This window comes from Paenibacillus oryziterrae (genome assembly GCF_042610485.1).
Lineage (GTDB): Bacteria > Bacillota > Bacilli > Paenibacillales > Paenibacillaceae > Paenibacillus_AQ.
Window position 1 is genome coordinate 478,456 of record NZ_JBGJZO010000001.1, and the last position, 23,312, is coordinate 501,767.

The 23,312-nt window shown below is 46.9% G+C and carries 17 protein-coding genes and 1 pseudogene; 2 read left to right on the top strand and 16 right to left on the bottom strand.

Translation table 11 applies throughout. The annotated features are described in order from the left end of the window. Positions 1 to 8: 8 nt before the first annotated feature. From ACAN55_RS02265 to ACAN55_RS02315, 11 genes are all read right to left on the bottom strand, one after another. Positions 9 to 1,487 (bottom strand): Lsa family ABC-F type ribosomal protection protein, encoded by a 1,479-nt coding sequence (locus ACAN55_RS02265; RefSeq protein WP_379127453.1) that lies wholly within the window; start codon positions 1,485 to 1,487, stop codon positions 9 to 11. 300 nt (positions 1,488 to 1,787) lie between these two features. Further along, positions 1,788 to 2,618 (bottom strand): alpha/beta hydrolase, encoded by an 831-nt coding sequence (locus tag ACAN55_RS02270; RefSeq protein ID WP_379127456.1) that lies wholly within the window; start codon positions 2,616 to 2,618, stop codon positions 1,788 to 1,790. Positions 2,619 to 2,694: 76 nt separating this feature from the next. Next, positions 2,695 to 5,016: a histidine kinase gene (locus ACAN55_RS02275; protein WP_379127459.1), complete on the bottom strand. Its 2,322-nt coding sequence runs from the start codon at positions 5,014 to 5,016 to the stop codon at positions 2,695 to 2,697. A gap of 79 nt (positions 5,017 to 5,095) precedes the next feature. Next, positions 5,096 to 5,716 (bottom strand): potassium-transporting ATPase subunit KdpC, encoded by a 621-nt coding sequence (kdpC, locus tag ACAN55_RS02280; RefSeq protein WP_379127462.1) that lies wholly within the window; start codon positions 5,714 to 5,716, stop codon positions 5,096 to 5,098. Positions 5,717 to 5,766: 50 nt separating this feature from the next. After that, positions 5,767 to 7,800 (bottom strand): potassium-transporting ATPase subunit KdpB, encoded by a 2,034-nt coding sequence (kdpB, locus tag ACAN55_RS02285; protein WP_379127465.1) that lies wholly within the window; start codon positions 7,798 to 7,800, stop codon positions 5,767 to 5,769. A gap of 18 nt (positions 7,801 to 7,818) precedes the next feature. Then, positions 7,819 to 9,495: a potassium-transporting ATPase subunit KdpA gene (gene kdpA, locus ACAN55_RS02290; protein ID WP_379127468.1), complete on the bottom strand. Its 1,677-nt coding sequence runs from the start codon at positions 9,493 to 9,495 to the stop codon at positions 7,819 to 7,821. 62 nt (positions 9,496 to 9,557) lie between these two features. Next, on the bottom strand, positions 9,558 to 9,635 hold the full coding sequence (gene kdpF, locus ACAN55_RS02295; protein ID WP_379127575.1) for a K(+)-transporting ATPase subunit F: 78 nt from the start codon (positions 9,633 to 9,635) through the stop codon (positions 9,558 to 9,560). 222 nt (positions 9,636 to 9,857) lie between these two features. After that, the gene (locus tag ACAN55_RS02300; protein WP_379127471.1) at positions 9,858 to 10,016 is read right to left on the bottom strand and encodes a hypothetical protein; all 159 of its coding nucleotides are present in this window, start codon (positions 10,014 to 10,016) and stop codon (positions 9,858 to 9,860) included. 264 nt (positions 10,017 to 10,280) lie between these two features. Then, positions 10,281 to 10,991 carry a response regulator gene (locus ACAN55_RS02305; protein ID WP_379127473.1) on the bottom strand — a complete coding sequence of 237 codons (711 nt, stop codon included), beginning with the start codon at positions 10,989 to 10,991 and terminating at the stop codon, positions 10,281 to 10,283. Beyond that, a complete protein-coding gene (locus ACAN55_RS02310) occupies positions 10,984 to 13,683 on the bottom strand; it encodes a DUF4118 domain-containing protein (RefSeq protein ID WP_379127476.1) in 2,700 nt (899 codons plus the stop codon). The genes ACAN55_RS02305 and ACAN55_RS02310 overlap by 8 nt, the downstream gene beginning before the upstream one ends. A gap of 128 nt (positions 13,684 to 13,811) precedes the next feature. Then, on the bottom strand, positions 13,812 to 14,393 hold the full coding sequence (locus ACAN55_RS02315) for a TetR/AcrR family transcriptional regulator (protein WP_379127479.1): 582 nt from the start codon (positions 14,391 to 14,393) through the stop codon (positions 13,812 to 13,814). Between the two features lie 205 nt (positions 14,394 to 14,598). On the opposite strand from ACAN55_RS02315, the gene ACAN55_RS02320 reads away from it, so the two are divergent. Further along, positions 14,599 to 15,810, top strand: a complete 1,212-nt coding sequence (locus tag ACAN55_RS02320) for an MFS transporter (protein WP_379127482.1) — start codon at positions 14,599 to 14,601, stop codon at positions 15,808 to 15,810. Between the two features lie 51 nt (positions 15,811 to 15,861). Here the strand turns inward: ACAN55_RS02320 and ACAN55_RS02325 are convergent, their stop codons facing one another. The 3 genes and pseudogenes from ACAN55_RS02325 to ACAN55_RS02335 all read right to left on the bottom strand — a co-directional run bounded on the left by ACAN55_RS02325 (position 15,862) and on the right by ACAN55_RS02335 (position 17,225). Then, positions 15,862 to 16,404, bottom strand: a complete 543-nt coding sequence (locus ACAN55_RS02325; protein WP_379127485.1) for a CueP family metal-binding protein — start codon at positions 16,402 to 16,404, stop codon at positions 15,862 to 15,864. A gap of 103 nt (positions 16,405 to 16,507) precedes the next feature. Then, a pseudogene (locus ACAN55_RS02330) lies at positions 16,508 to 17,053 on the bottom strand (ADP-ribosylglycohydrolase family protein); the annotation flags it as partial. A 16-nt stretch (positions 17,054 to 17,069) separates the two neighbouring features. Next, positions 17,070 to 17,225: an ADP-ribosylglycohydrolase family protein gene (locus ACAN55_RS02335; RefSeq protein WP_379127577.1), complete on the bottom strand. Its 156-nt coding sequence runs from the start codon at positions 17,223 to 17,225 to the stop codon at positions 17,070 to 17,072. Between the two features lie 152 nt (positions 17,226 to 17,377). On the opposite strand from ACAN55_RS02335, the gene ACAN55_RS02340 reads away from it, so the two are divergent. After that, positions 17,378 to 19,387 (top strand): Na+/H+ antiporter, encoded by a 2,010-nt coding sequence (locus tag ACAN55_RS02340; RefSeq protein ID WP_379127488.1) that lies wholly within the window; start codon positions 17,378 to 17,380, stop codon positions 19,385 to 19,387. 71 nt (positions 19,388 to 19,458) lie between these two features. On the opposite strand, the gene ACAN55_RS02345 is transcribed toward ACAN55_RS02340, so the two are convergent. Beyond that, entirely contained in the window at positions 19,459 to 21,840 is a 2,382-nt protein-coding gene (locus ACAN55_RS02345; protein ID WP_379127490.1) for a polyprenyl synthetase family protein, read from the bottom strand. A gap of 179 nt (positions 21,841 to 22,019) precedes the next feature. Further along, positions 22,020 to 23,276 carry a [FeFe] hydrogenase H-cluster maturation GTPase HydF gene (gene hydF / locus ACAN55_RS02350; RefSeq protein WP_379127492.1) on the bottom strand — a complete coding sequence of 419 codons (1,257 nt, stop codon included), beginning with the start codon at positions 23,274 to 23,276 and terminating at the stop codon, positions 22,020 to 22,022. Positions 23,277 to 23,312 lie beyond the last annotated feature (36 nt).

Here is a 23,312-nt window from a genome sequence, read left to right on the forward strand (position 1 = left end):
TGACTGTATCAGAGTTTAATAATCTTAGTAGCCACACTTTCACAAAACTCTTGGTCATGCTCCACAAAAACAATGGTAGGGGTATATTCCAGCAACAGGTCTTCGATCTGCATACGGGAAATAACATCAATAAAATTAAGCGGTTCATCCCAAATATGCAAATGAACGTTCTCACTTAGGCTTTTTGCAATCAGCACCTTCTTCTTCTGTCCACCGCTGAAAGCTAAAATATCCTTCTCAAATTGAACTCTGGAGAAATCAAGCTTCCTCAAAATCGATTTAAAGAGGCTTTCATCGATATCGTGTTCTCTAGCGTAGTCCGTCAGATTACCTTGCAGATGTGAGGTGTTCTGAGAGACGTAAGATATTTTAAGCTGAGGCTCCTTCTGAAACACTCCGGTATAGCGGATATCCTCACCGTATAACAGCTTGAGTATGCTTGATTTGCCGGAACCATTATTCCCGGATAACACGATTCGATCCCCTTGTTCGATCATCAAACTAATGTCTGTACATACTCTTTTCTCACCGTAGTAAATCGACACATTCTCTAGCTCAGCCAGCTGTTTTTTGTGAAAAGAAAGCTGTGAAATCTCGAGGCTCTCGGAGCTCTCCAGATTCCGCAGGAGTTTTGATTTCTCTTCAATAGCCGACTGCTGCCGCTGCTCAATGGATTTAGAACGCTTCATCATTTTCGCAGCTTTATGTCCTACGTACCCTTTATCGAGTTTGGAACCGGAATTTCGGGTGCCATTCTTGCTTCTCTCCACTTCGTGTGACCAGCCGCCTGTTCGTTTCGCGGAATTCGACAGACGGAAGATGTCTCTTTTCAGCTTCTCATTAGCGGCAATCTCAAAGTTATCCTGCCGTTCTTTATTGTGCCACCAGCTGGAGAAATTGCCCTTCTGAATCTCGATATTTGTCTTGTTAATGGATAGAATATGGTCGACGCAATGATCCAGAAACGCTCTATCATGTGACACCAGAATATATCCGCTCTTGGAGCTCAGGTAACTGCTGACGAGTCTTCTTCCCTCCATATCCAGATGATTGGTCGGTTCATCAATTAAGAGAAAGCTGTTCTCCTTAAGGAATAGGGCTGCCAGCATCACCTTCGTCTGCTCCCCATTCGACAACGAATCAAAGGGCCTGTACAACACATCCTCTGATACCCGCAATAAAGAAAACTCCCGCAGCAATTCCCAGTGCACATATTCCGGATAAATCTCGCTAATGATGTCAATCGTCAGATTTGTTTTATTCTCCACATGAAAAGGAAAGTATTCAAAGCCGACTTTAGCGGAAATCGTTCCACTGTATTCGTATTTGCCCAGCAGCAGATTCAGAAATGTAGTCTTCCCTCTGCCGTTCCTGCCTGTAAATCCCAGCTTCCAGTCGGTATCAATTTGAAAGCTCACATTCTCAAATATATGATCGTAGCTGCCCTCATAGGCAAACGTCAGGTTCGTTACATTAATTAATGACATAAAATTATCCTCCTGTATAAAAATAAAAGCCGCAAGAAAGTTACTTTCTCGCAGCTCAAATAAATACAGCTAATCTAGACCCCAGGTGGAGTCAGAAAAGGATATATTGACCCGAGTGAAAAGAATGTGTAACTTTCTCGCAAAAGTAATAATAAAACAAGAAAATAAACGGATAGGTTCCGCTCAGGTCTGCTTTATTATCTTGAATACTCTGCAAGAAAATCCTACATTATTCTTTTCAACCCCAATCCTTAAAGTAGATTTAGATTATCATACCCGTTTTTCAATTTCAATCATTGATTAATCCCGTGCGGCTTGATATAACCGCAGAGCGATTGTTTTCGGATCTGTTTTGAATGTAGTCATATGGTCACCATGTTCTTTTATTAGTCTGAAGAGTCCTAACCGGTTAGACATATGAGGATGCCACCCATAGCCTTCCCCTTGCGGCAGCACATTGTCTTCCGTTAGATAGACATAGCTTTTTGGGACTTGCAGAGAGTAAAATTTCTTCAAGTCAAGCTTCTCGAATAGCGGTTTAGCCGGTTCCGGGGTGATTGTACTGTACAGATACTTCGCCAGGTTGGAATCCGCAAGGTTAACGAAGGTATCGCGGAAGATCGGATATGGCAGCATGAGTGTATTATTGCCGGAGGCCTCAATAAGTTTCTTGAACGCCTGCTGAGAAGCGGGAGGGAACTGATCACCCAGTGACTGGCCATCCTCCAGAACGAAACCGTCAATAAATACGATACGTTTTAGCCGGTCCGAAACTTGCTCAGCGACCTTTTGAACCACAGATCCCCCAAAGCTATGTCCAACGAGAATAATGTTGTTGAGATTTCTGGAAATAATGTATTTTGCCACGGCATCATCGATCTCCTGATGACTTACATTCTTGTTCGTATCCGCTCCATGCCCCGGGTACTCCGGCACATAGACCGTATGGCCTTGTTTGCGGAGCTCAGCTGCAACGCCATCCCAGAAGCTTGCATCAGCCCAAGAACCGTGAACCAGGACAAATGTTAAAGGCTGCTGCCTTTCCCGGTAAACCTCTGTTTGCTCATCCCGGTACACCGGAAAGTACGTCGGCCAATAGTACTGAGGCGATGGCGGATCATAAGAATACATGAGATCAACTCCCTTTCGAGATGAATCAGATACTCTAAGCATATGTCCGTTACGCCTATTTATTAGTTCACCATCGCTATAAAAAATCCGGATCATAATCCGCAACAATCAGCATATCCATGTGCCGGGCGTTCCGGAGTAAAAAATGGACGAAGCTCTCTTTAAACAAGGTTTGCCAGCGTGACTTACGGGACTGGCCGATGATCAGCTGTGTGGTTTGCACTTCATTCACACGGTTTAGTAATTGCTGATGAATGTTTCGGCCGCTGCTTGCTTCAGTAATCTCCAGCTTTCCGCCAAGTCGTTCTGTTAACTGACGCATCTCATTCAACCGCTTCTCTTCTTCGGGATACTGTGCAGTGCCGCAATGGACATAATGCACGTACCATTCCGCCTTCAGCCGATGGGCGATGCGAAATCCCCGGCGGATCAATCGTTCAGCCCGTGGTCCTATATCCACACAAACGAAGATTACTTCGCGTCTGCTCCACGGTCCCCGCAGGGAATTATCCCTGTCCCAGGCTTCCAGACGTTCATCCACATCGTCCGCGATCTCTCGTAGGGCTAACTCTCGCAGCGCAATAAGATTACCCACTTTGAAAAAAGAATTCAGCGCCTGGTTCACCTTCTCGGAGGCGTAAATCTTCCCTTCCCGCATTCGCTCCTGCAGCATTTGAGGGGTGACGTCAATCAGTTCCACTTCACTCGCCATCTTCAGAATCGCATCCGGCACAGTTTCACGGACACGTACACCTGTTAACTGTGCTACTGCATCGTTGAGGCTCTCCAGATGCTGCACATTCACGGTGGTAATGACAGAAATTCCATTCTCCAGCAGCCGGATTACGTCTTCGTAGCGTTTTCGGGTTGAACTCCCGGGTACATTGGTATGCGCGAGTTCATCGACCAGTACCACCTCCGGGTGACGGGCAATAATACTATCGGTGTCCATTTCTTCCAGTTGCGCCGACTGATATTGGACCTTCGCCCGCGGGATCATGGCCAGCTTACCGACTTGACCTTGAGTTTCCTTTCGTCCATGGGTCTCCAAGAGCCCGATCACAACATCGATTCCCTTGTTCAGCAGCAGATTGCCTTCCTGAAGCATTTTGTAAGTTTTACCCACGCCGGGCGCTGCGCCGATATATACTTTGAATGTTCCCCTGCGGATTTTTTCAATCTTCTGCTCCAATTCCTGGCTGGTTAAACGGTGATAAGACTCCTTCTTTCCCCGGACCGTGCGTTTCACCGGCAGAATCCGCTCCCCTTCCTGTTCTGCCCGATCAGCCATTAGAAACACATCAATATTTCGTGTTTTGCGGAGTACGCGGTTTGCGATGGAACCTTGCCATTTCTCCTGCCATCGGTTCTTCTTGGAATGCCCCATTACAATCCGAGTTACGTTGTTCTGAATCGCATACCGTACCAGTACTGCAGGCAGCTGGCGAAGCCGGGTTAACTGAAGCTCATCGAACTTAGCCTCTACCCTTTCTGCGAGCTTAATAATAGATTGTTTGAACGCCTGCTGCTCTTTCGTCAACTTCCGGCTTGGCATCACGAACGAGACAACCAGCAGATCGCCATTGAGCCTTTTGGCGATCTGTTGCCCTCTTCGCACATAAAGTGAACCGTTCCAGTGATATTGTGCCGAGACCAAAATACGCTCCGCGGCACCGGAAGGGCCGATGAGGCCATGGGCTTCCCGATGCTTTTCCAGGGACTCGTTGACACCCTCTGCAACCAGACGCAGCGACAGTTCACGGAGCACACCAAGATTGCCCCGGCGGGAAAGTGCCGGATGTGTCACATCACCCAGAATGCCCTCTTCGATCCGTTTCAAGATTGTTTCCGGCGACACATCAATGAGACGTACTTCATCTGCAAGTTCCAGCGTATTCAAGGGTACCGTTTCCTCAGCACGAATTCCCGTCATTTGATATATACTCTCACCTACGCCTGCCAGCTCATATACATTGATCGTCGTTATTACACTAATGCCATGATCCATCAGGTAATGAATATCGTCCAGCCTTGTTGGAAACTTGGCTCCCTCGCGGTTGCGATGCGCCAAGCCATCCACCAGCAGCACTTCGGGATTTCGCTCCAGAAGAACTTCGATCGGAAGATCTTTCTTCTCCTTCCCATCCTTCCACCAATGTATACTCGGCACGCGCTCCATATCGGCAAGCTGCTGGACGGTTTCTGCCCGCTGCATCGTTGATACCGCACTGATGACGACATCAATACCCTGCTTCTTCAGCAGCTTTCCTTCCTCCAGCATATGATATGTTTTCCCGGAGCCGCTGACGGAACCGATAATGATCTTCAGTCTGCCCCGGTGCAGCTTATATATGGAATATAGAATTTCTTCCGGGGTTTTGCGTTTATACGGCGGCATCTCTTGCCCTCCATTTCTGCTGCGATGCTGTAACGGCAAACGACCCTGTCTACTTCACCGCAGACAGGGTATTGCCAGATTATTGAGCCGACATCTCAGTTAAAGCGCTATTCAGCTTCAGTACATTAACACGTTCCTCACCGAATAGCCCAAGATCACGCCCTTCAGTATGTTCTTTAACCAAAGTGTTCAGCGCTTCCACCGGTATACCGGTGAGACTACTAATTCTTGGGATTTGCACAAGGGCAGCCGCCGGAGAAATATGCGGGTCAAGACCCGATCCGGAGTTCGTGATCAGATCAATCGGCAGCTCTCGGATTGGCACTTCAGGGTTATTCTGCTTCCACTGCTCTATGGAATCCTTGGTCCGCTGCAGCATATCCGGATTTGAAGGTCCATAATTGTTCGAACCAGAAGCTTCTGCTTTATACTCAATACTGGATACCCGGCCTTGGAACAGTGCCGGATTCGTGAAGTTCTGACCGATCAGTTCGGAGCCGATCACCTGGCCCTCGCTGTTCTTCAGCAGACTTCCGTTCGCCTGGGAAGGCATCAGCACTTGGGCGAGAGCCGTGGAGGCCAGCGGATATACGATCCCGCACAGTACAATGAAGATTACACCTAATCTCAATATACTAAATATATACGAGCCTTTTGATATCGACTCCTGTTCGATTACGTCTTCATCTATTTTTTCCATCATTATTACTTCCTTTCTGCCAGTCAATGCCTTCGGATTCAAACGAAACATTAGATCCAGATGCCAACGATCATATCAATCAGCTTAATGCCAAGGAACGGAACAACGACCCCACCTAGTCCATAAATGAAAATATTCCGGCGCAGCAGCTTTGAAGAACTCATCGTTTTATACGCTACACCCCTCATTGCCAGTGGAATCAGCAGCGGAATGATGATTGCGTTAAAGATCAGCGCCGATAGGATGGCTGAGTTGGGTGAGTTCAGTCCCATAATGTTCAGGACATTCATTTCAGGAATAGCTAGAGTGAACATGGCAGGGATGATGGCGAAATATTTGGCAATATCATTCGCGATACTGAAGGTTGTCAACGCTCCGCGTGTCATGAGCAGCTGTTTGCCGATGGCTACCACTTCAATAATCTTGGAGGGGTCAGAGTCCAAATCGACCATATTGGCCGCTTCTTTAGCGGCTGTAGTGCCACTGTTCATCGCTAGCCCAACATCCGCCTGAGCGAGTGCTGGTGCATCATTCGTACCGTCACCGGTCATGGCTACAAGCTTACCTTCCCGCTGTTCCTTGCGAATGACTTCAATTTTGTTCTCCGGTGTACTCTCGGCGATAAATCCGTCGACTCCGGCTTCTGCGGCAATCGTTGCTGCTGTGAGCGGATTGTCACCCGTACACATAATCGTCCGGATACCCATACGCCGCAGCTCTTCGAAACGTTCTTTCATCCCCGGCTTCACGGTATCTTTGAGGTAGATTAGTCCATATATGCGGTTACCCACCGCTACAGCAAGAGGAGTTCCACCTTTACCGGCGATAACGTTCGAGTTCTGATCCAGATTATCGGGAATCTGTCCTCCCTGTGAGGCTACCCAGCGTTTGATGGAATCCACGGCTCCCTTGCGAACCATACGGCCATCTTTCAGATCCATGCCGCTCATTCGTGTTTCCGCCCGGAACTCGATGAATTCGCCGCCAGCCTCCAAGCCAGCGTCATAACGATACCCCAGCTTGTTAACCAGTTCTATCACTGAACGTCCTTCCGGTGTCTCGTCCTTGAGCGAACTGACGGCCGCCCATACAGCCAAATCTAACTCCGTTTCACTGCCGACGGGAACAAATTCGCTGGCCATGCGGTTACCGTAGGTAATCGTACCTGTTTTGTCCAGAATCATCGTGTTGATATCTCCAGCGGCTTCAACTGCCTTACCTGACATCGCGAGCACATTGAACTGCGTCACACGGTCCATACCGGCAATCCCGATGGCGGACAGCAGACCACCGATGGTCGTTGGAATCAGGCAGACCAGCAGTGCGATTAGAACAGGAATCTCCAGGTCAACATTCAGGTATGATGCAATTGGGCGGAGCGTAACCACCACGATCAGGAAAATAATCGTCAAGCTGATGAGCAGCGTGTTCAGCGCAATCTCATTAGGTGTCTTCTGGCGCTGAGCACCTTCGACCAGTGAAATCATCCGGTCCAGAAAGGATTCACCAGGATCACTTGTAATCCGTACCTTGATCCCATCACTGACGACTCTGGTGCCGCCTGTGACCGAGTTGAAATCTCCGCCAGCCTCTTTAATGACAGGCGCAGATTCGCCCGTAATTGCCGATTCATCCACAGAAGCAAGACCTTCTATGACTTCACCATCGCCGGGAATCAATTCGCCCTGGCTGACAATGACTATGTCGCCCTTGCGAAGCTCGGAAGATGCCACCGTCTTGATCGAACCTCCCGCCAGCTTTCTGGCGGAGATATCCTGTTTCGTCTTCTTGAGTGTATCGGCTTGTGCCTTACCGCGTCCTTCCGCCAAGGCTTCAGCGAAGTTGGCGAACAGCACGGTAATCAGTAGAATAATAAAGACTGTAATATTGAATCCCATCGAATCTTCGGCATGGAAGTAACCGGGAGCAAGAACCATCAGCAGGACGATAAGTGTTCCGATTTCAACCACGAACATAATCGGATTCTTAATTAAGGTCATTGGATTTAACTTTATAACGCTGTCCTTGACTGCACTTCGCAGTATGGCACCTGTAAGCATCTTCTTTCTTTGTATCGTACTCATCTCTGTTCTCCCTCTCTCCTACCGTAAAGTCAAATGCTCTGCTATCGGTCCAAGCACTATAACCGGTAGAAACGTCAAAGCGCCTATAATCAGTACTGTGCCTATTAGAATACCGGTGAACAGACCGTTGTCTGTACGGAATGTGCCTACCGTCTCGGGAACCGGCTTCTTGCGAATCAGGGAACCGGCCACAGCGAGCATGGCGATAATGGAGATATAACGTCCCAGCAGCATAACTATCCCGGTTGTAATGTTCCAAAAAGTATTGTTATCCGCCAGCCCTTCAAAACCTGATCCGTTATTGGCTGCCGAAGAGGTATATTCATAGAGTACCTGTGTCATCCCGTGGAAGCCCGGGTTAGTGATCGCCCCCTTGCCGAGGTCAGTCAGGAACGCTCCTGCCGTGGGTACAAGTATAATCAAAGGGTGAATCAGAATAGCAATAGCTATTAGCTTCATCTCTCTGGCTTCTATCTTTCGGCCAAGAAATTCCGGCGTTCTGCCAACCATCAGTCCGCACAGGAAGACTCCGAGTATGGCATACATCAGCATGTTAACCAATCCGACACCCTTTCCTCCGAATACATTGTTAAGCATCATAAGAGAGAGCGGCGCAATACTGCCAAGTGGCGTCAACGTATCATGCATATTATTAACTGTTCCTGTGGTAGCCGCTGTCGTTACTGCTGTAAAAAGAGACGTCTGCGGAATGCCGAAGCGGACCTCCTTACCTTCCATACTGCCTTGCGAGGCGTCGATTCCCATGGCATTAATCGCCGGGTTGCCCTTGCTTTCCGCATACAGGTTCAAGCTCAGAAGCACCACGAACAAGGTCATCATCGCAGTGAAAACCATCCAACCCTGTCGTTTGTTCTTGGCGAAGAGTCCGTACATATAAGGGAGAGCTGCCGGCAGTGTCCACATCGAGAGAATCTCCAGGACGTTCGTAAGCGGACTTGGATTCTCAAAAGGATGCGCCGAGTTGGCTCCGAAGAAGCCGCCCCCGTTCGTACCCAGGTGCTTGATGGATTCCAGTGAGGCCACAGGTCCGATAGCAATCTGTTGGGTCTGGCCTTCCAGTGTTGTAACCTCCAGGGTTGGCTTCAATGTCTGAGGCACCTGTAAGGAGACCATAACTAGTGTTATAAGAAGTGTCAGCGGAATGAAGATCCGCGTATGTGCTTTGACGAAATCTTCAAAGAAATTACCAAGCGACTTTCTCCCGGTGATTCCTCTGACGAACGCAACCGCCACAGCGAACCCGCTTGCCGCAGAAGTGAACATCATCATCGTGATGACAGCCATCTGCGAGAAATAGGAAAGACCCGTTTCACCGCTGTAATGCTGCAGGTTGGTGTTCGTCATGAAGCTGATGACTGTATTAAATGTAAGTGTCTGCTCCATCCGGCCGATACCGCCCGGATTCAGCGGCAGACTGCCTTGAATGCGAAGCACCAGGTAACTGAATGCTACCAGAACGATATTGGTTAGCAGAAAGCTGGTGGCATATCTTTTCCAAGACATCCCTTCGCGCTTATCCAGACCGCTGAGTTTAAAGATTCCACGTTCGACGCCACCGAAGATCCGGTCTGTCTTGTTCGATTCATTAGAGAATACATGATACAAATACGTTCCTACCGGTTTGACTAGTAGCAACAATATGGCAATGACTACGACGATTTGCACGATACCCACGTGTGCCCCTCCTTAATTAATTCCATTAATATTTTGTCTATATCGCTTCGTTCGGTGCACACTTAGAATTGCTCCGGATGAATCAGTGCATATACCAGATACAGAAACAACAGCAAGGTTGCGATGATGACCAGTGTCATTGCTCTGCCCCCCCTTTATCGTCAATCACGTGATTACACCATTTCGCGAACACGTAGAATAAGCTGTACAGTGCTGCAAGACCACCAACCATATAAATGTCCATCATCGTTATCACCCACTCCTTTCCAGTCTCTGAAACTCATCTATGATCTATGTGATTCAGCGTACCATCTTAGCCATTAGTTCAGGATTAGGGTTTCTGCAGAGGAATTAAGATAACATTAAGATTTGCCGTTTCGGATCTCCTCGGCTTGATTAAAGATAATATCTTCGCAATCATCTGCTTCTTGTAAATAAGCGTGATCAACTATTCTTTTATAAATGTACATAATCGCAAACGCGATAGAGATCATACCCACGCTCTTTAAAAATTCATTCATATCGATACACCCTTTCCTGATGACTGATCTTTCTGTTCAACATGCCAGCCTGCGCCTCCTGTTCCTCATTTCTTTCAAATCCAGCGTATCACTTCGAACATTAGTTCAGGGTTAGGGTTTAGTTGAGAGAATTAAGGCTGCGTTAAGATGTCATTTCATGACTGGGTCGTATCTGAAGACACACAAAAAAAAAATAACCATACCCCCAATGGACATGGTTATGAAGTCTATTTGTATAATGTTTCAATATGCCAAGATGAAAGATTACTTGCTGTCGTCGCCAACCTGAAGCATGCGGTAACCAATGCCTATATGCGTTTGAATGTACTTTTGCTGGGAGGACGTTTTTTCGATCTTTTTTCTCAAAGTAGCCATGAACACGCGAAGCGCGGGTATGTCATACGTATGGCTGCCCCAGATTTCATGCAGGATGTGATTGTGAGTCAATACTTTGCCGGTATTTTTGGCCAATAGGCATAATAGTTTGTATTCGATGGGCGTCAGGTGAACTTCTTCCTCATTCACCCATACGCAGCCCGCGGCATAATCAATCCTGAGCAGTCCATTGGTAAATACTGACGAATCCTTTAAAAGCTTATCGCTGTCATACCGGATTCGACGAAGGCTGACACGTAATCTGGCCAGCAGCTCTTCCACACTGAATGGTTTGGTCAGATAATCATCCGCCCCGGCATCGAGTGCATCGATCTTGTCCTTATCCTCGCTTCGGGCGCTGACGACAATAATCGGAAGATTTGACCAGGACCGCACCTTCTTAATAATCTGCACCCCGTCCATATCCGGAAGCCCCAAATCCAGAATCATCAAATCCGGCGGGCTGGTCACCGCCTCTAGAATCGCAGCTTCGCCAGTCTCTGCCGTATGATATTTGTAGCCTTGTGTCTCCAGTGTTGTCGTAATTAGTTTTCGGATTGGCTTATCATCCTCGACCACCAGAATAAGCGGTTTATTCATGAACGTTCACCTCTTCTGCCTTCAGGGTAAAATAGAACACGGTTCCCTTCGGGAAATTGTCTTTGACGCCAATGATGCCCCCGTGGGCATTTACGATAGATTTGCAGAGTGCAAGGCCGAGTCCCAGACCTCGGCGTCCGTCACCGTGAATATTATCCGCTGTATAGAACATGTTAAACAACTTATCCTTAGCTTCATCGGCAACGCCGGGTCCGTCATCGGCGACCTCCACACGGACCATTTCTTTCTCACGTCTTGCCGAGATCACGATCTGCGAACCATGCCCGGTATATTTGATCGCATTGTCCACGAGATTAATCAGCACTTGAATGATCAGCCGGGAATCCATCTTAGCCATCAGCAGCTCATCATCTAATATGGCCCGTATGAAGTGTTCTTCACTATTCCGGTTCGTATGCAGCAGCGCTTCGGATATGACTTCCTCTACAAGCTCTGCCTGCATATTCAGATTTAAGGCACCATTGTCAATTCTGCTAATGGAGAGCAAATTCTCAACCAGATTAATCAGCCACATGGAATCATCATAAATGTCCATGTACAGACCTTTCTTCTGATCTTCGTTCAGTTGCTTGGATTGTCCCAGAAGGATACCCGCATTACCGGAGATACTGGTAAGGGGTGTACGCAGATCATGCGAGATCGCCCGCAACAGATTGGCCCGCAGCTGTTCTTGCTGAATCTGCAAAGAGATTTCCTGCTCCCTCTTGTTGAGCAAGTCTTTTTCGAGTGCAAGAGCACATTCCCCCAGCATGGCAATCATCAGGCTCTTCTCAAAAGCTTCGAGCGGATCTTCCTGTTCCATCACGATGGCCGCAACGGCAAATACCGTGTCCCCGCTCCGCACAGCATGATAGAGGCATTTGGCAGCAGAGAAAGTGTCTGATGTCGTTCCGGCACGTTTGTTATTCTTATATACCCAATCGGCAACCGCCCGTTCATCCACGCCCGTATACTCCTGCGGTAGAATTTCCGATTCATTTTTGGTAAAAATCTGCGGTTCACTCAGTCCATCCGTTGTCACAGAATAGAAAATAATTGGCCTATCGAGCAGCTTCACCATCTGGTTAGCCGTTTCATGAATAATGGCCTCGTTCCCTTCCGCCTGCTGCAGGATCCGGCTGGTCTCCAGCAGCACTTCTGTCCGGTAGGCCTTAAGCGCAGATTGCCGCGCTTGTTCCTTCACCCTCATGGTAAGTGTACTGGCAATAAAGGATGCCGTGAGCATGACGAGGAACGTAATCGGATAACCCGAATCATAGGCCCGCAATGAGAAGTAAGGCTCAGTGAAGAAATAATTAAACACAATTACGCTTAACAGCGAAGATGCAATGCTGTAGAGCCTTCCCTGGGTGACCGTAGCTATGAGGAGAACGCTTAGAATATACAGGGTAATGATGTTCGCTTCTTTAAAACCCAGATGTTTGAACCACAGTCCGATGATCGTGCACACCGTCAATATACCCGCAGTCTTCAATGTATCGGGCAACGAAAGCTTAGGTGTATTAGTATAGAGAGGCAACCTCTTATAGAAAGAAGGCTGCGTGTCGGGAATAATATAGATATCCAGTTGAGGTGCATAAGAAGTCAACTTATCCACCACGTTTGATTGGGTAATCCAACTCTTCTTGTTGTGGGATCGCCCCATCACAATCTTCGAGACCCGGCTTGCTCCGGCATATTCCGCGATCTGCCCTGGAATATCCTCCCCGTATACCGTGGCGATCTGTGCGCCGAGCTGCTCAGCAAGTCTGAAGTTGGCTCTCAGTTCCGCTTTATTCTTATGCGTTAACCGCTGGGTTTGCGAAGTCTCCACATACAGAGCTGTAAATTGACCGTGAAATGCTTCAGCCATTCTAGCCGCCGCGCGGATCACTTTCTTGTTGGACGATGCCGATGACAGGCAGACCATAATATGATCGGTTGTATAATGCTCGTTATGCTGTGATTGTTCACTGATCTGCACTGCAATCCGGTTCAGTTGACCTGCTGTATTGCGCAGCGCAATTTCACGCAGGGCGATTAGCTTCTCCTTGCTGTATAAATGCTCGTGAGCCCGCTGAACTTCTTCCTCGCGATAGATTTTCCCCTTGTTCAGACGGTCAATGAGATCATCGGGTTCAATATCGACCAGTTCGACCTGATCAGCATTCTCAAATACACTGTCAGGAACACGTTCAGTCATGATCTTACCTGTGATAGAGTTTACGATGTCACTCAAGCTTTCTATATTTTGAACGTTAATTGTAGTATAGACATGAATTCCAGCGCGCAGCAGTTCCTCGACATCCTGATATCTTTTTTTGTGCCGGGATCCTGCTGCATTCGTATGGGCTAGATCATCCAGTAATATAAGATCAGGGTTTCTCCGAAGCGCATGATCCAGATCGAACTCCTGTAGCGCCATTTCTTGCGGGTATACCTCAACAGTCGGCAGACGCTCAAGTCCTTCGAGCAGTGCCGTCACTTCAGGCCGGACGTGGGTTTCAATAAACCCGGCCACCACATCCATCCCATCTTTCCGTTCCTCATGGGCAGCCTTCAGCATGGCACATGTCTTGCCGACCCCTGCTGCGTATCCAATAAATATTTTGAGTCTTCCGCGTCTTTTTTCTACTGATTTTCCCGGAATCTGTTGGAAAAGGGACCCGGATTCAGACGGATTAAATGACATCCTCATGCCTACTTTCTATATCTCGCTTCTCACTGAATTTCGTTTTTAGCGTAAGTATAGCATTCGTATAATCAATACAGCGTTACGACTTTGGCTCCCGTATTAAGATTACATTAAGATGACTCACATTAATCTGTTGCCCGTAATCCCTGAAACGCATACTGAATCAATTCTTTCACATAAGAATCGTCTATGGTCTCACCGGTTAATATCAAACGGTAAAAAATAGGCCCATAAATAAGATCGATACATACCCCAACATCAAGCTTACTGTTTAACTCGCCCCGCTGAATTCCCTGCTCCAGTAATTGACGTGCCTCAAGCCTGCGGGGCTGAAAATACCGGGTGCGGTACGTATCGGCGAGGCCCGTGTCAAGTTGCCCTTCTCCAATGATCTCTGTAATGATTTTACCCTCGCGGCTTACCAGAAATTGAGCTAAATTGGTCGCATGAATAAGGATATCATTAAAGATTGAACCGGTATCCGGTACCGGTAGTCTCGCCGATGCGGCTGACAGAAATCCATCCATAACGACAGCCGCTTTATTAGGCCACCATTTGTAGATCGTCGCCTTGCTGACTCCGGCACGTTCTGCAATTTTCTCAACGGTAACCGCTCCAAATCCGTTCTCGAGCAGTAGGTCATATGAGGCTTTCAGAATTGTCTTCTGGGTTTCTATATTTCGTGGACGTCCCCTTTTTGCATTCACACCGCTGTTCCCCCTTATTAGGAATTCCTTGTCTACTTCCTCTTAATAAACTATACGTTCATTATACTAAATCAAGCCGGTAAAATAAAACCCATTTACAAAACGATACGTTCAGTATATTATAAACACATGAATTATAGTACTGACCGTTCAGTAATTATTTTATCGAAAAGATCAGCACTTACAACTACAAGGAGGAAGCACAATGAAAATGAACCATCAGGAAGATGCTCATGATTTGATGCCGAACTGGCTCACCTTTCTTTTAGCAACAGCATGCGGTGTTATCGTCGCGAATCTGTATTACGCACAAACCTTGGTAGGACCGATTAGTACAGCTACAGGACTATCTCCCGCTGCAGCTGGATTTATCGTTACCATCACGCAAATCGGCTATGTCCTGGGATTGTTATTTATCGTTCCCCTTAGTGATCTTATTGAAAACCGGCGTCTCTCCGTAGTATCACTGACTGTTGTCTTTATTGCTCTGGTTGCAGCGACTTTTGCCCGCAGTGCATTACTTTTCCTTACAGCGTCACTGTTTATCGGATTGGGTTCCGTGGTAGCTCAAGTCTTGGTGCCATATGCAACTTATCTAGCTTCAGAGAAGCAACGGGGACGTGTGGTGGGGAACATCATGAGCGGGCTGCTGCTGGGGATTATGTTCGCCCGGCCGGCGGCCAGCTTTATCGCAAGTATCTGGGGATGGCAGGCTGTATTTGGAATCTCGGCAGTAATCATTGCATTATTGACGCTGCTGCTGTCATTAATTCTTCCTGCACGCAGACCTTCGAGAACCATGAATTACGGGGGGTTAATCGCTTCTCTTGCTACACTTTTCATTAAGACCCCTATCCTTCGTAGACGGGCGCTCTATCAAGCTTGTCTATTCGGTGCTTTCAGCCTCTTCTGGACAACTGTACCTCTTTGGTTGTCGGACGGATTTGGGATGTCGCAACAGGGAATCGCATGGTTCGCGCTTGCAGGGGTAGGCGGTGCTGTAGCTGCACCCATTGCCGGAAGACTGGCTGATCGGGGGTTGACTCACTTACTGACAGGAATCGCCATGCTCACTGCCATCGCCAGCTTCGTCCTGATGTATTTCTTTAGCGGGCACTCGCATCTTTCGCTTGGACTTCTGGTACTAACCGCAATTACACTGGATATGGCTGTGTCCGGTAATCTGGTGCTTGGACAACGTACGATCTATTCGCTTGGAAGTGAAACTAGGGGACGATTAAACGGATTATTTATGTCAATGTTTTTTATAGGTGGAGCTCTTGGTTCTTCCTTGGGGAGTTGGTCTTATGTTCACGGGGGCTGGCACTTTACTACTTTGATTGGTGGTGTCCTTCCTTTTCTCGCTCTACTCTACTACTTTACTGAGAAAAGAAGTTCGCAAAAGTTAACCGTGTGATCATTTCATCGTATATACAAGAACAAAAAGCGCCCTAAGGCGCTTTTTGCTCTACATTAACTGCATGGTTGTGTTGCAAGTATCGTTGCTCTCGAACGTGGAAACTTCAGAATTCGCTGTCTTACCATCGTAACCGATTTTAACGCGGTACTTTTGGTCACGCGGCAGCCATAAATCGATAAATCCGTTTGGCTCAGACTTCAATGTCGTGTCCATGATCACTTTGCCATCCAGGTCCTCAATATATACGCTAAACTCTTTGCTTGCTAATTCTCCCTTGCAGCCTGTAAGGTTGTGAGTTGCACAAGGGTGGGTAGTCTTGATATACGGAGCAATGGAGAGGAAGAATTCATCCCCGGGTAAGTTGTATGTTACCGATTGATTATCTTCGCCAGTTACGGTGAGCACCTTTGATGTGATCGAAGCACTCTCAGCTTTTAAGTTCCCCGAACTGTAATCATGCACTAGTTGTTTAATATCAATGTTTGGGTCTGGATTTGCTGCAGGGTTGTTAGAATCGCTGTTCCCCACAATGAAATAAGCACCTAAAGCAAATGCGACCAATCCGGTAACCACAACAATCTTTCTTCTCATTTCTATATGTCCCCTTTGTCTCTGTGATTATAAGGTTTATCTGGAGTTCTGCCACTCTAGTAGTTATTATATCCGACTTCATACTATGTGAAAAGTTGAACAATCATCTAAAGACACTTTCAAATCTATCACACAACCAATTAATCTCATCCACTTTTACCAGCATCGCCATCCAACTTCGAGGGATTTGGTGTAGCCCGTAATAGATGCCGGCTAATCCTCCCGTCACCGCTCCTGTTGTATCTATGTCATCCCCTAGATTAATGGCTTTTAACACGGCTTCTTCATATGAACTGCTAGTCAACAAGCTCCATAGACTTGCTTCCAGGGTTTGAATAACATAACCGGACGATTGAATACTTGATTCCTCAAGCTGTCCGATCGTTCCAGACATGATTCGCTGAAATCGTTCCATATAGGGATTAGATGAAAAGTTTTTGTTCATAAATTCGATAGTCGCTGTGTAGCTCTCTTGAAGCCCTTTTCCAGCAATCAAAAGCATTGCGTATTTCACATAGATAATACATGCGATGACCGAAACCTGATGTTTATGTGTGATGGAGGACACCTTAGTAACAACAGAAATGAGATCCTCCTGCTCGTTTACATTCAAGTAATATGCGAGTGGTAATATTCGCATTAAGGAACCATTACCATTGCTGAACTTATCTTCTTACCCAGTCAATACATTTATCGGCGATATCGTACATGTCCACTTTTTTGCAATCAACCAGACTTTCAAGCAGGCATAACGTAAGAGAAGAATCATCGGACCATGTGCTTGGAGGCTGGTTATGGCTGCCATAACAGTCTTTTATAATTTACCATTTATGAGCCATTGAAAAAATATGCACAAAGACCCCGTTATTCAAGCAGCTTGATGAATCACTGCATCTGAATTACACTGTTGAAAGTATATGCCTATATCATTGGGGATTTTCTCAAATCTGAACATAAACGAGGTCGTGTTTCCATGGAATTGTTCGAATACATTCTACTGATGTTGGTTGCAGTGTCAGCTTCCAATCTCATCAATCGTTTTATCCCTTCTATCTCGGTCCCTATTATTCAAATTGCCCTTGGTGTCTTGATGACCCTGCTGCCTCTGGAGTATGAACTCAGGTTGAATCCTGAATTATTCTTCCTGTTGTTTATCGCTCCACTTCTATTCAGCGACGGTAAGTATTCCGACAAGGAATCTCTATGGAAGCTGAAGAAACCCATTCTTCTACTCGCGCTTGGACTGGTATTTATGACCGTGGCAGCGATGGGTTATCTGGTGAACTGGCTGATTCCGATGATCCCGCTGGCAGCATCCTTCGCATTAGCCGCTGCGCTTGCTCCCACCGATGCGGTAGCTGTCGGAGCACTGGAGGATAAAGTGAAGATTCCTCATCAAACGATGCGAATGCTGGAAGGCGAGTCCCTTATCAATGACTCTTCTGGCCTGGTCTCCTTCCAGTTCGCTGTAGCCGCTATGGTAACCGGTGCTTTTTCACTTAAATCTGCAGGCCTTACCTTTGTTGGGCTTTCAATCGGGGGTATCATACTTGGCCTCATCTTGACGGCTAGTAAGTATTTATTCGTAAAATGGCTTCGAAAGCTGGGGATGGAGAACGTAACACTCCATATGCTGATTGAAATTTTAACTCCATTCATCTTCTTTCTGGCAGCCGAAGAGCTGGGGGTCAATGGGATTCTTACCGTGGTAAGTGCCGGAATCGCCCATTCCTTCAATCGTCAAAGGCTGAATCCGGAGGTTGCCAAACTGAATATTGTCTCCAAAAGCACGTGGTCCGTTCTTATCTTCGTCTTGAACGGTCTGGTATTTCTCCTTCTCGGGACACAGCTTCCCGACATTATCCGGACGATCTGGACCGCTTCAGAACCGGGACATTCCCAGGTAATCTTCTATTCCTTGGCACTGACTGCGGCGCTCCTGGGACTGCGCTTGATTTGGGCATACGTGATGCAGATTCCCCGGAACTATGCTCTAGGGATTTCTCTAAGGGATAAATTTAAGGAAGCGCTTATCCTTAGTCTTTCAGGTGTGCGTGGAACAATAACACTTGCCAGTACCATGTCTTTGCCCTTTGTTCTGAATGATGGAAGCCCATTTCCGGGCCGGGATCTGATTATCTTTTTGGCTGCGGGAGTCATTGTGTGGACGCTGCTTGCTGCCAATTTTCTTTTGCCGGTTGTTGTAGGGGAAGATATTGAGGCGGGCAAGCGTGAGGCTGAAACAGAGGCTCAAATGGATATCCTGCGGAACGTCGTCATGGGATTAAATGAGCAAGCAACGGATTCCAACGGGTTGGCTTTGGGAGAGATCATTAATGCGTATACTACCCGAATCCGGAAGCTGAACCGGAGTGAAAATCGAGATCAGATCGAGAAGTCGTTACGGATATCTACGCTGGAATGGGAAAGAGAAAATACGCTGCAACTGATGAACCAAAAAGCTGTGAATCCTTACGTGGCACACAGGCATCTAAGAAAACTGAATAGAATTCTGTACATTTACACACACCATGACCGGTTTAAGAGAGAATTGCTACCCATTCGGCAGCTGCCAGAGGTAACAGGAATGCTTCAACAGGTCCGATTAAGCAGCCGTGAACGGCGTAACCTGTTCAATTCATTGATCATTCAGAATACTTCATATGTCTCGCAAAAACTAAACGAAATTTTAGCAAAAGGTGAAACAGACATTGATATTGTCAGCACGTTTATCTTGCATTATGAGAGAAGGTTAATGCGGTTAAATAAGAATGCAGCCGATTTATCCACCCGACAGGAGTTGGATTTGGAGATGCAAAAACTGGGGAAAATCGGGGTGCAGCTTGAGCGGGATTATGTTCAGATGTTCTATGAGAACGGTAGGATTTCAAGAACCTGTATGAAGGAACTGAAGAATAATATTGCCTTAATGGAGCATGATTTAATCGAAGAATCAGATTACGTTGCAGCGGAGCTTTTTTAAAAACAACAAGCGGCTGATCTCCTTGATATGGGGATTGGCCGCAGTTTTTTTATAGGTAAGCATCACACTTCTTAACGATCACGATTAACCATAACATTTAACAAGTACTTCAGAAAAGTAGTATTACAAGACATCGGCATCAGTGCATCTGTAGCCAGACAGTAGTGTTCCCACATCTCTTGTCTGGCCCCTTCCAGACCGAGGGTAGACACAAAGGTTGAATTATTATTTTCAGCATCCTGACGGACAGGCTTGCCAAGTACTTGCTGATCGCCTTCCGCATCAAGCAAATCATCCTTAATCTGAAAAGCGATCCCCGCATGATACGCATATTTCTTCAATGCTTCGATCTCCGGTGTCTTCACTCCGGCAAGGATGGCGGGCATCACCAGTGAGGCCTCGAAAGCTGTTCCGGTTTTGTAAAAGCAGATCTTATTCAATTGCTCTAGGGTCAGTGTTTGACCTCTCGAATGTAAATCCATCGCCTGGCCCATGCACGCCTCTTCTGCCTTCTGGGCGGAATATTGTATTAAGACAAGTACGATTTTGGCCTCAAAGGTGTGGAGTGACGCCTGCTCTCCTATCGCTTTCTGAATCAAATACAGACCAGTCAATTCTGCTGTGGCGCTATCGTACACTTGGTGCAAAGTTGCGCGTCCTCTACGGGTAGCGGCATTATCCTGAGACGGGAGATCATCAAAGATCAGAGATGCGGTATGCAGGTATTCCAGCGCTTTAAGCAGCGGCATGACTTCCGATGGCTTTAGACCAAATTCGTTCACTCCCATCACCCAAGCAAGTATAGGACGCAGACGTTTCCCGTCGCCCTCCAGACTATAATTGGCCGCTTCCATAAGTGTTTCTTGGAGAGGTGGAATACCCTCAGGTTGGTGAATCAACAGTTGGCTATTGATCTGATTGCGGATATTTTTAACGGTTTCGAGAAAATCATCCTTATCCTTCTCATGGTTTCTAAGTGTAATTACCATCCGGTCCCGAAGCAGCTTGTCGAAGAAATCTACATCATCCGCTTTTTGAACCATCTGCTGGACAAGGTGGTTAAATTCAGGGTTACCGTAAGCGAATAAATTCATAATTTCGTTATATTTATCAAGACCAACACGCACTTTGCATCGTTTCAGACCGTTAATAACCCGATCCAGAATAACCTCGCGCGACTTGGCATCCGATTGATACACGTTGTGAATAAGATGGGAAATTACGGCCCAATAGAGTTCGAACGGGTTGATTAAATCCTTGCGGACCTTATGATATTTCAAATAATAGGTATAGGGTGTAACTGCGCCTTCCTTCATATCGTCAAACATATCCGCGAAATCATCTGCCAGCTGATTGTATATGCCAAAGTAGAACGCCCGATCATCGAATCCTTCGTCCTTTGGAGCACTGATGATGGAACGAATGATTAACCGGGAAGATGATGATTTAATAATGACGGGGATATATAGTTCCTCATTGGTATAATCGGCTTTAGTCAGATCCTTCACACGGTCCAACTCTTGGGACTGGAAAAATACATAGGATTGCTCGTAAAATAAGCTCAACGTATCCGGCCGCTGATGATTTCGAATATACTCAAAGGCATCCCGGAGCTCAGAATGAACATACTTGATCATATCCAAGGTTGTTCCTGTCCAGTCTTTAAGTTCCGGTACGATCCCGGTAAGCAGCGCGGTACGAATCAGGTCGGTATATTGTGCTTTCTCGGCAGGGGTTAAAATTCCCGAATCTAGAAGATCATCAATGAAAGGATACGTCAGTCCATAGGAATAACCAAGCCGGATGGCTACATCCAGTCTTACCGCACGTTCAGCAGGGGATATATCTTCATCCATCTCTTCCATGACATGAAAGACAACTCCGATAATAATCTTAATCAGTTTACGCTGGGCATGCTCTGCATTCATTCCCTGCGGTATATTGGTGGAGACCGCCTTAAGCTTCTCTATTAACCAGATAACAGCGGATTCAATGCTTTCCTTCTGAGCCCAGCGGTAGACTCTGGCCAAACTCATGTCTTCGTCGAACGCTGCCCCGTTCCCGTTGGTGGAACGAATCAGATGATCTTTAATATCAGCCACCACATGATGAATCCGGGTTTGAGTACCTGGAGAATCCAGAAGCTTGCCCAGATCTCTCAAGTAAATGTAGCTGATGCTCCGATCCAAGTAATCATCCAGTTTGCCAGTGTAATTCAGCCATTTTATATATCTCTGGTCATTCTGAGAATCAGGTTTTCTTTTCCTCGAGAAATAAGACAGCCATGAATGGCCCTTCACATGATTCTTTCTCCACACTTGAAAATCCTCTGTCAGGACTGGCACATAAGACTTCTCCGTCACATGCTCATATAATGATGTAAAATACCGGGCCGCCTTCTGCTCAGCTAGTTGATACCATAGTTCAGCCTGATCTGTATATTCATGTTTCATTAGGTGGGTTACCTCTTCTTCTATAATGAATTCTTCCCGCAACAAGTTCGTTCTGACTTATAGATATAATAATACGGGAAAGGGCCGTTTAGGTTACCAAAATGAAGAGTTACTGCATTAATACAAAGAAGACCGCCCAAGAATATAACCTTCTTGTTCGCGGTCTCGGATTTACTGTTTCAAGTCTCCTCCCAGGCAAGCCGGGCTAGCGGGAAAGGGGTAATTGCTCTCTCCAGGATACCTTGGACATAGGCTATGACTACACCATAATTGACGATGGGAACTTCATTCACCACCGCTTGCTCTACTCGCCAAAGCATCTGTCTGCGGTTCATCATACAGCCACCGCAATGGACGATCAGCGAATAGTCCTTCACATTCTCCGGAAATTTCATGCCATTGGCAAAATCGAACTGGATCTGTTTGCCAGTGGCTTGGCGGATCCAGCGGGGGATCTTCACTTTGCCGATGTCATCGGGCTGCTGGTGATGTGTACAAGACTCCGCGATTAACACTTTATCTCCGTCCAGTAGACGATCAATCGCTCGGGTGCCACGCACCATCTCCTCAAGATCACCTTTGCTTCGGGCGAACAGGATGGAGAAGGACGTAAGCGGAATATCCTTTGGTGTATCTGCTGCTACTTTCAGGAATACCTGGGAATCGGTAATCACCAACCGCGGCTTCTTCCCGAGGCTCTCTAGTGTCTCTTTCAGCTCATGCTCCTTCGTAACTACCGCAATCGCATCACTCTCCAGAATGTCGCGAATCACCTGCTGCTGCGGTAGAATCAGTCTGCCCTTTGGCGCTGCTTTATCTATCGGCACCACCAGTACGACCAAGTCACCCGGGGCAATCAGATCACCGACAATGCGGAATTTATCATCCTCGTCCGGTACGGCAGCGATTAACGCCTTCTTAAGTTCAGTGATCCCCTGCTGCTTCACTGCAGATACAGGAATCACCTGAAAACCTAGCTCATCCGCTGTCTTTTGAACAAGATCTGCATACGCTACAGCGATTCCAAGATTCGTGTCCGTGACCAAATCTATTTTATTTAATATTGCAAGGGTTGGGATTGCCTTAGCCCGAATGGCCTCAGCAATTTCACGGTCATACGACGTAACACCGCTAGCAGCATCTATGACAATCAAGGCCACATCGGTCTTATTAAGCACATCCAGTGTTTTCTTTTTCCGCAGCTCTCCAAGTTCTCCTTCATCATCCAGTCCTGCCGTATCGATTAACACAACAGGTCCAAGCGGGAGCAGTTCCATGGATTTATAGACGGGATCTGTCGTAGTCCCTTTAACTGGTGACACAACAGCGATATCCTGTTTGGTGATCGCATTGATCAGGCTTGATTTACCGGCATTGATTCTGCCGAATATGGCGATATGCAAGCGACTTGAGCGGGGAGTATCATTCACACTCATGCGGCTCTCTCCTTCAAAAAGGCTGATATACTTCTG

What these genes read in the sequence shown, in the direction of transcription:
- ACAN55_RS02270 (WP_379127456.1), bottom strand. Translation starts at nt 2,618, where the DNA reads ATGTATTCTTATGATCCGCCATCGCCTCAGTACTATTGGCCGACGTAC.
- hydF (WP_379127492.1), bottom strand. Translation starts at nt 23,276, where the DNA reads ATGAGTGTGAATGATACTCCCCGCTCAAGTCGCTTGCATATCGCCATA.
- ACAN55_RS02320 (WP_379127482.1), top strand. Translation starts at nt 14,599, where the DNA reads ATGAAAATGAACCATCAGGAAGATGCTCATGATTTGATGCCGAACTGG.
- ACAN55_RS02300 (WP_379127471.1), bottom strand. Translation starts at nt 10,016, where the DNA reads ATGAATGAATTTTTAAAGAGCGTGGGTATGATCTCTATCGCGTTTGCG.
- kdpF (WP_379127575.1), bottom strand. Translation starts at nt 9,635, where the DNA reads ATGACACTGGTCATCATCGCAACCTTGCTGTTGTTTCTGTATCTGGTA.
- ACAN55_RS02275 (WP_379127459.1), bottom strand. Translation starts at nt 5,016, where the DNA reads ATGCCGCCGTATAAACGCAAAACCCCGGAAGAAATTCTATATTCCATA.
- kdpC (WP_379127462.1), bottom strand. Translation starts at nt 5,716, where the DNA reads ATGGAAAAAATAGATGAAGACGTAATCGAACAGGAGTCGATATCAAAA.
- ACAN55_RS02325 (WP_379127485.1), bottom strand. Translation starts at nt 16,404, where the DNA reads ATGAGAAGAAAGATTGTTGTGGTTACCGGATTGGTCGCATTTGCTTTA.
- ACAN55_RS02340 (WP_379127488.1), top strand. Translation starts at nt 17,378, where the DNA reads ATGGAATTGTTCGAATACATTCTACTGATGTTGGTTGCAGTGTCAGCT.
- ACAN55_RS02310 (WP_379127476.1), bottom strand. Translation starts at nt 13,683, where the DNA reads ATGTCATTTAATCCGTCTGAATCCGGGTCCCTTTTCCAACAGATTCCG.
- kdpB (WP_379127465.1), bottom strand. Translation starts at nt 7,800, where the DNA reads ATGAGTACGATACAAAGAAAGAAGATGCTTACAGGTGCCATACTGCGA.
- ACAN55_RS02265 (WP_379127453.1), bottom strand. Translation starts at nt 1,487, where the DNA reads ATGTCATTAATTAATGTAACGAACCTGACGTTTGCCTATGAGGGCAGC.
- ACAN55_RS02345 (WP_379127490.1), bottom strand. Translation starts at nt 21,840, where the DNA reads ATGAAACATGAATATACAGATCAGGCTGAACTATGGTATCAACTAGCT.
- ACAN55_RS02305 (WP_379127473.1), bottom strand. Translation starts at nt 10,991, where the DNA reads ATGAATAAACCGCTTATTCTGGTGGTCGAGGATGATAAGCCAATCCGA.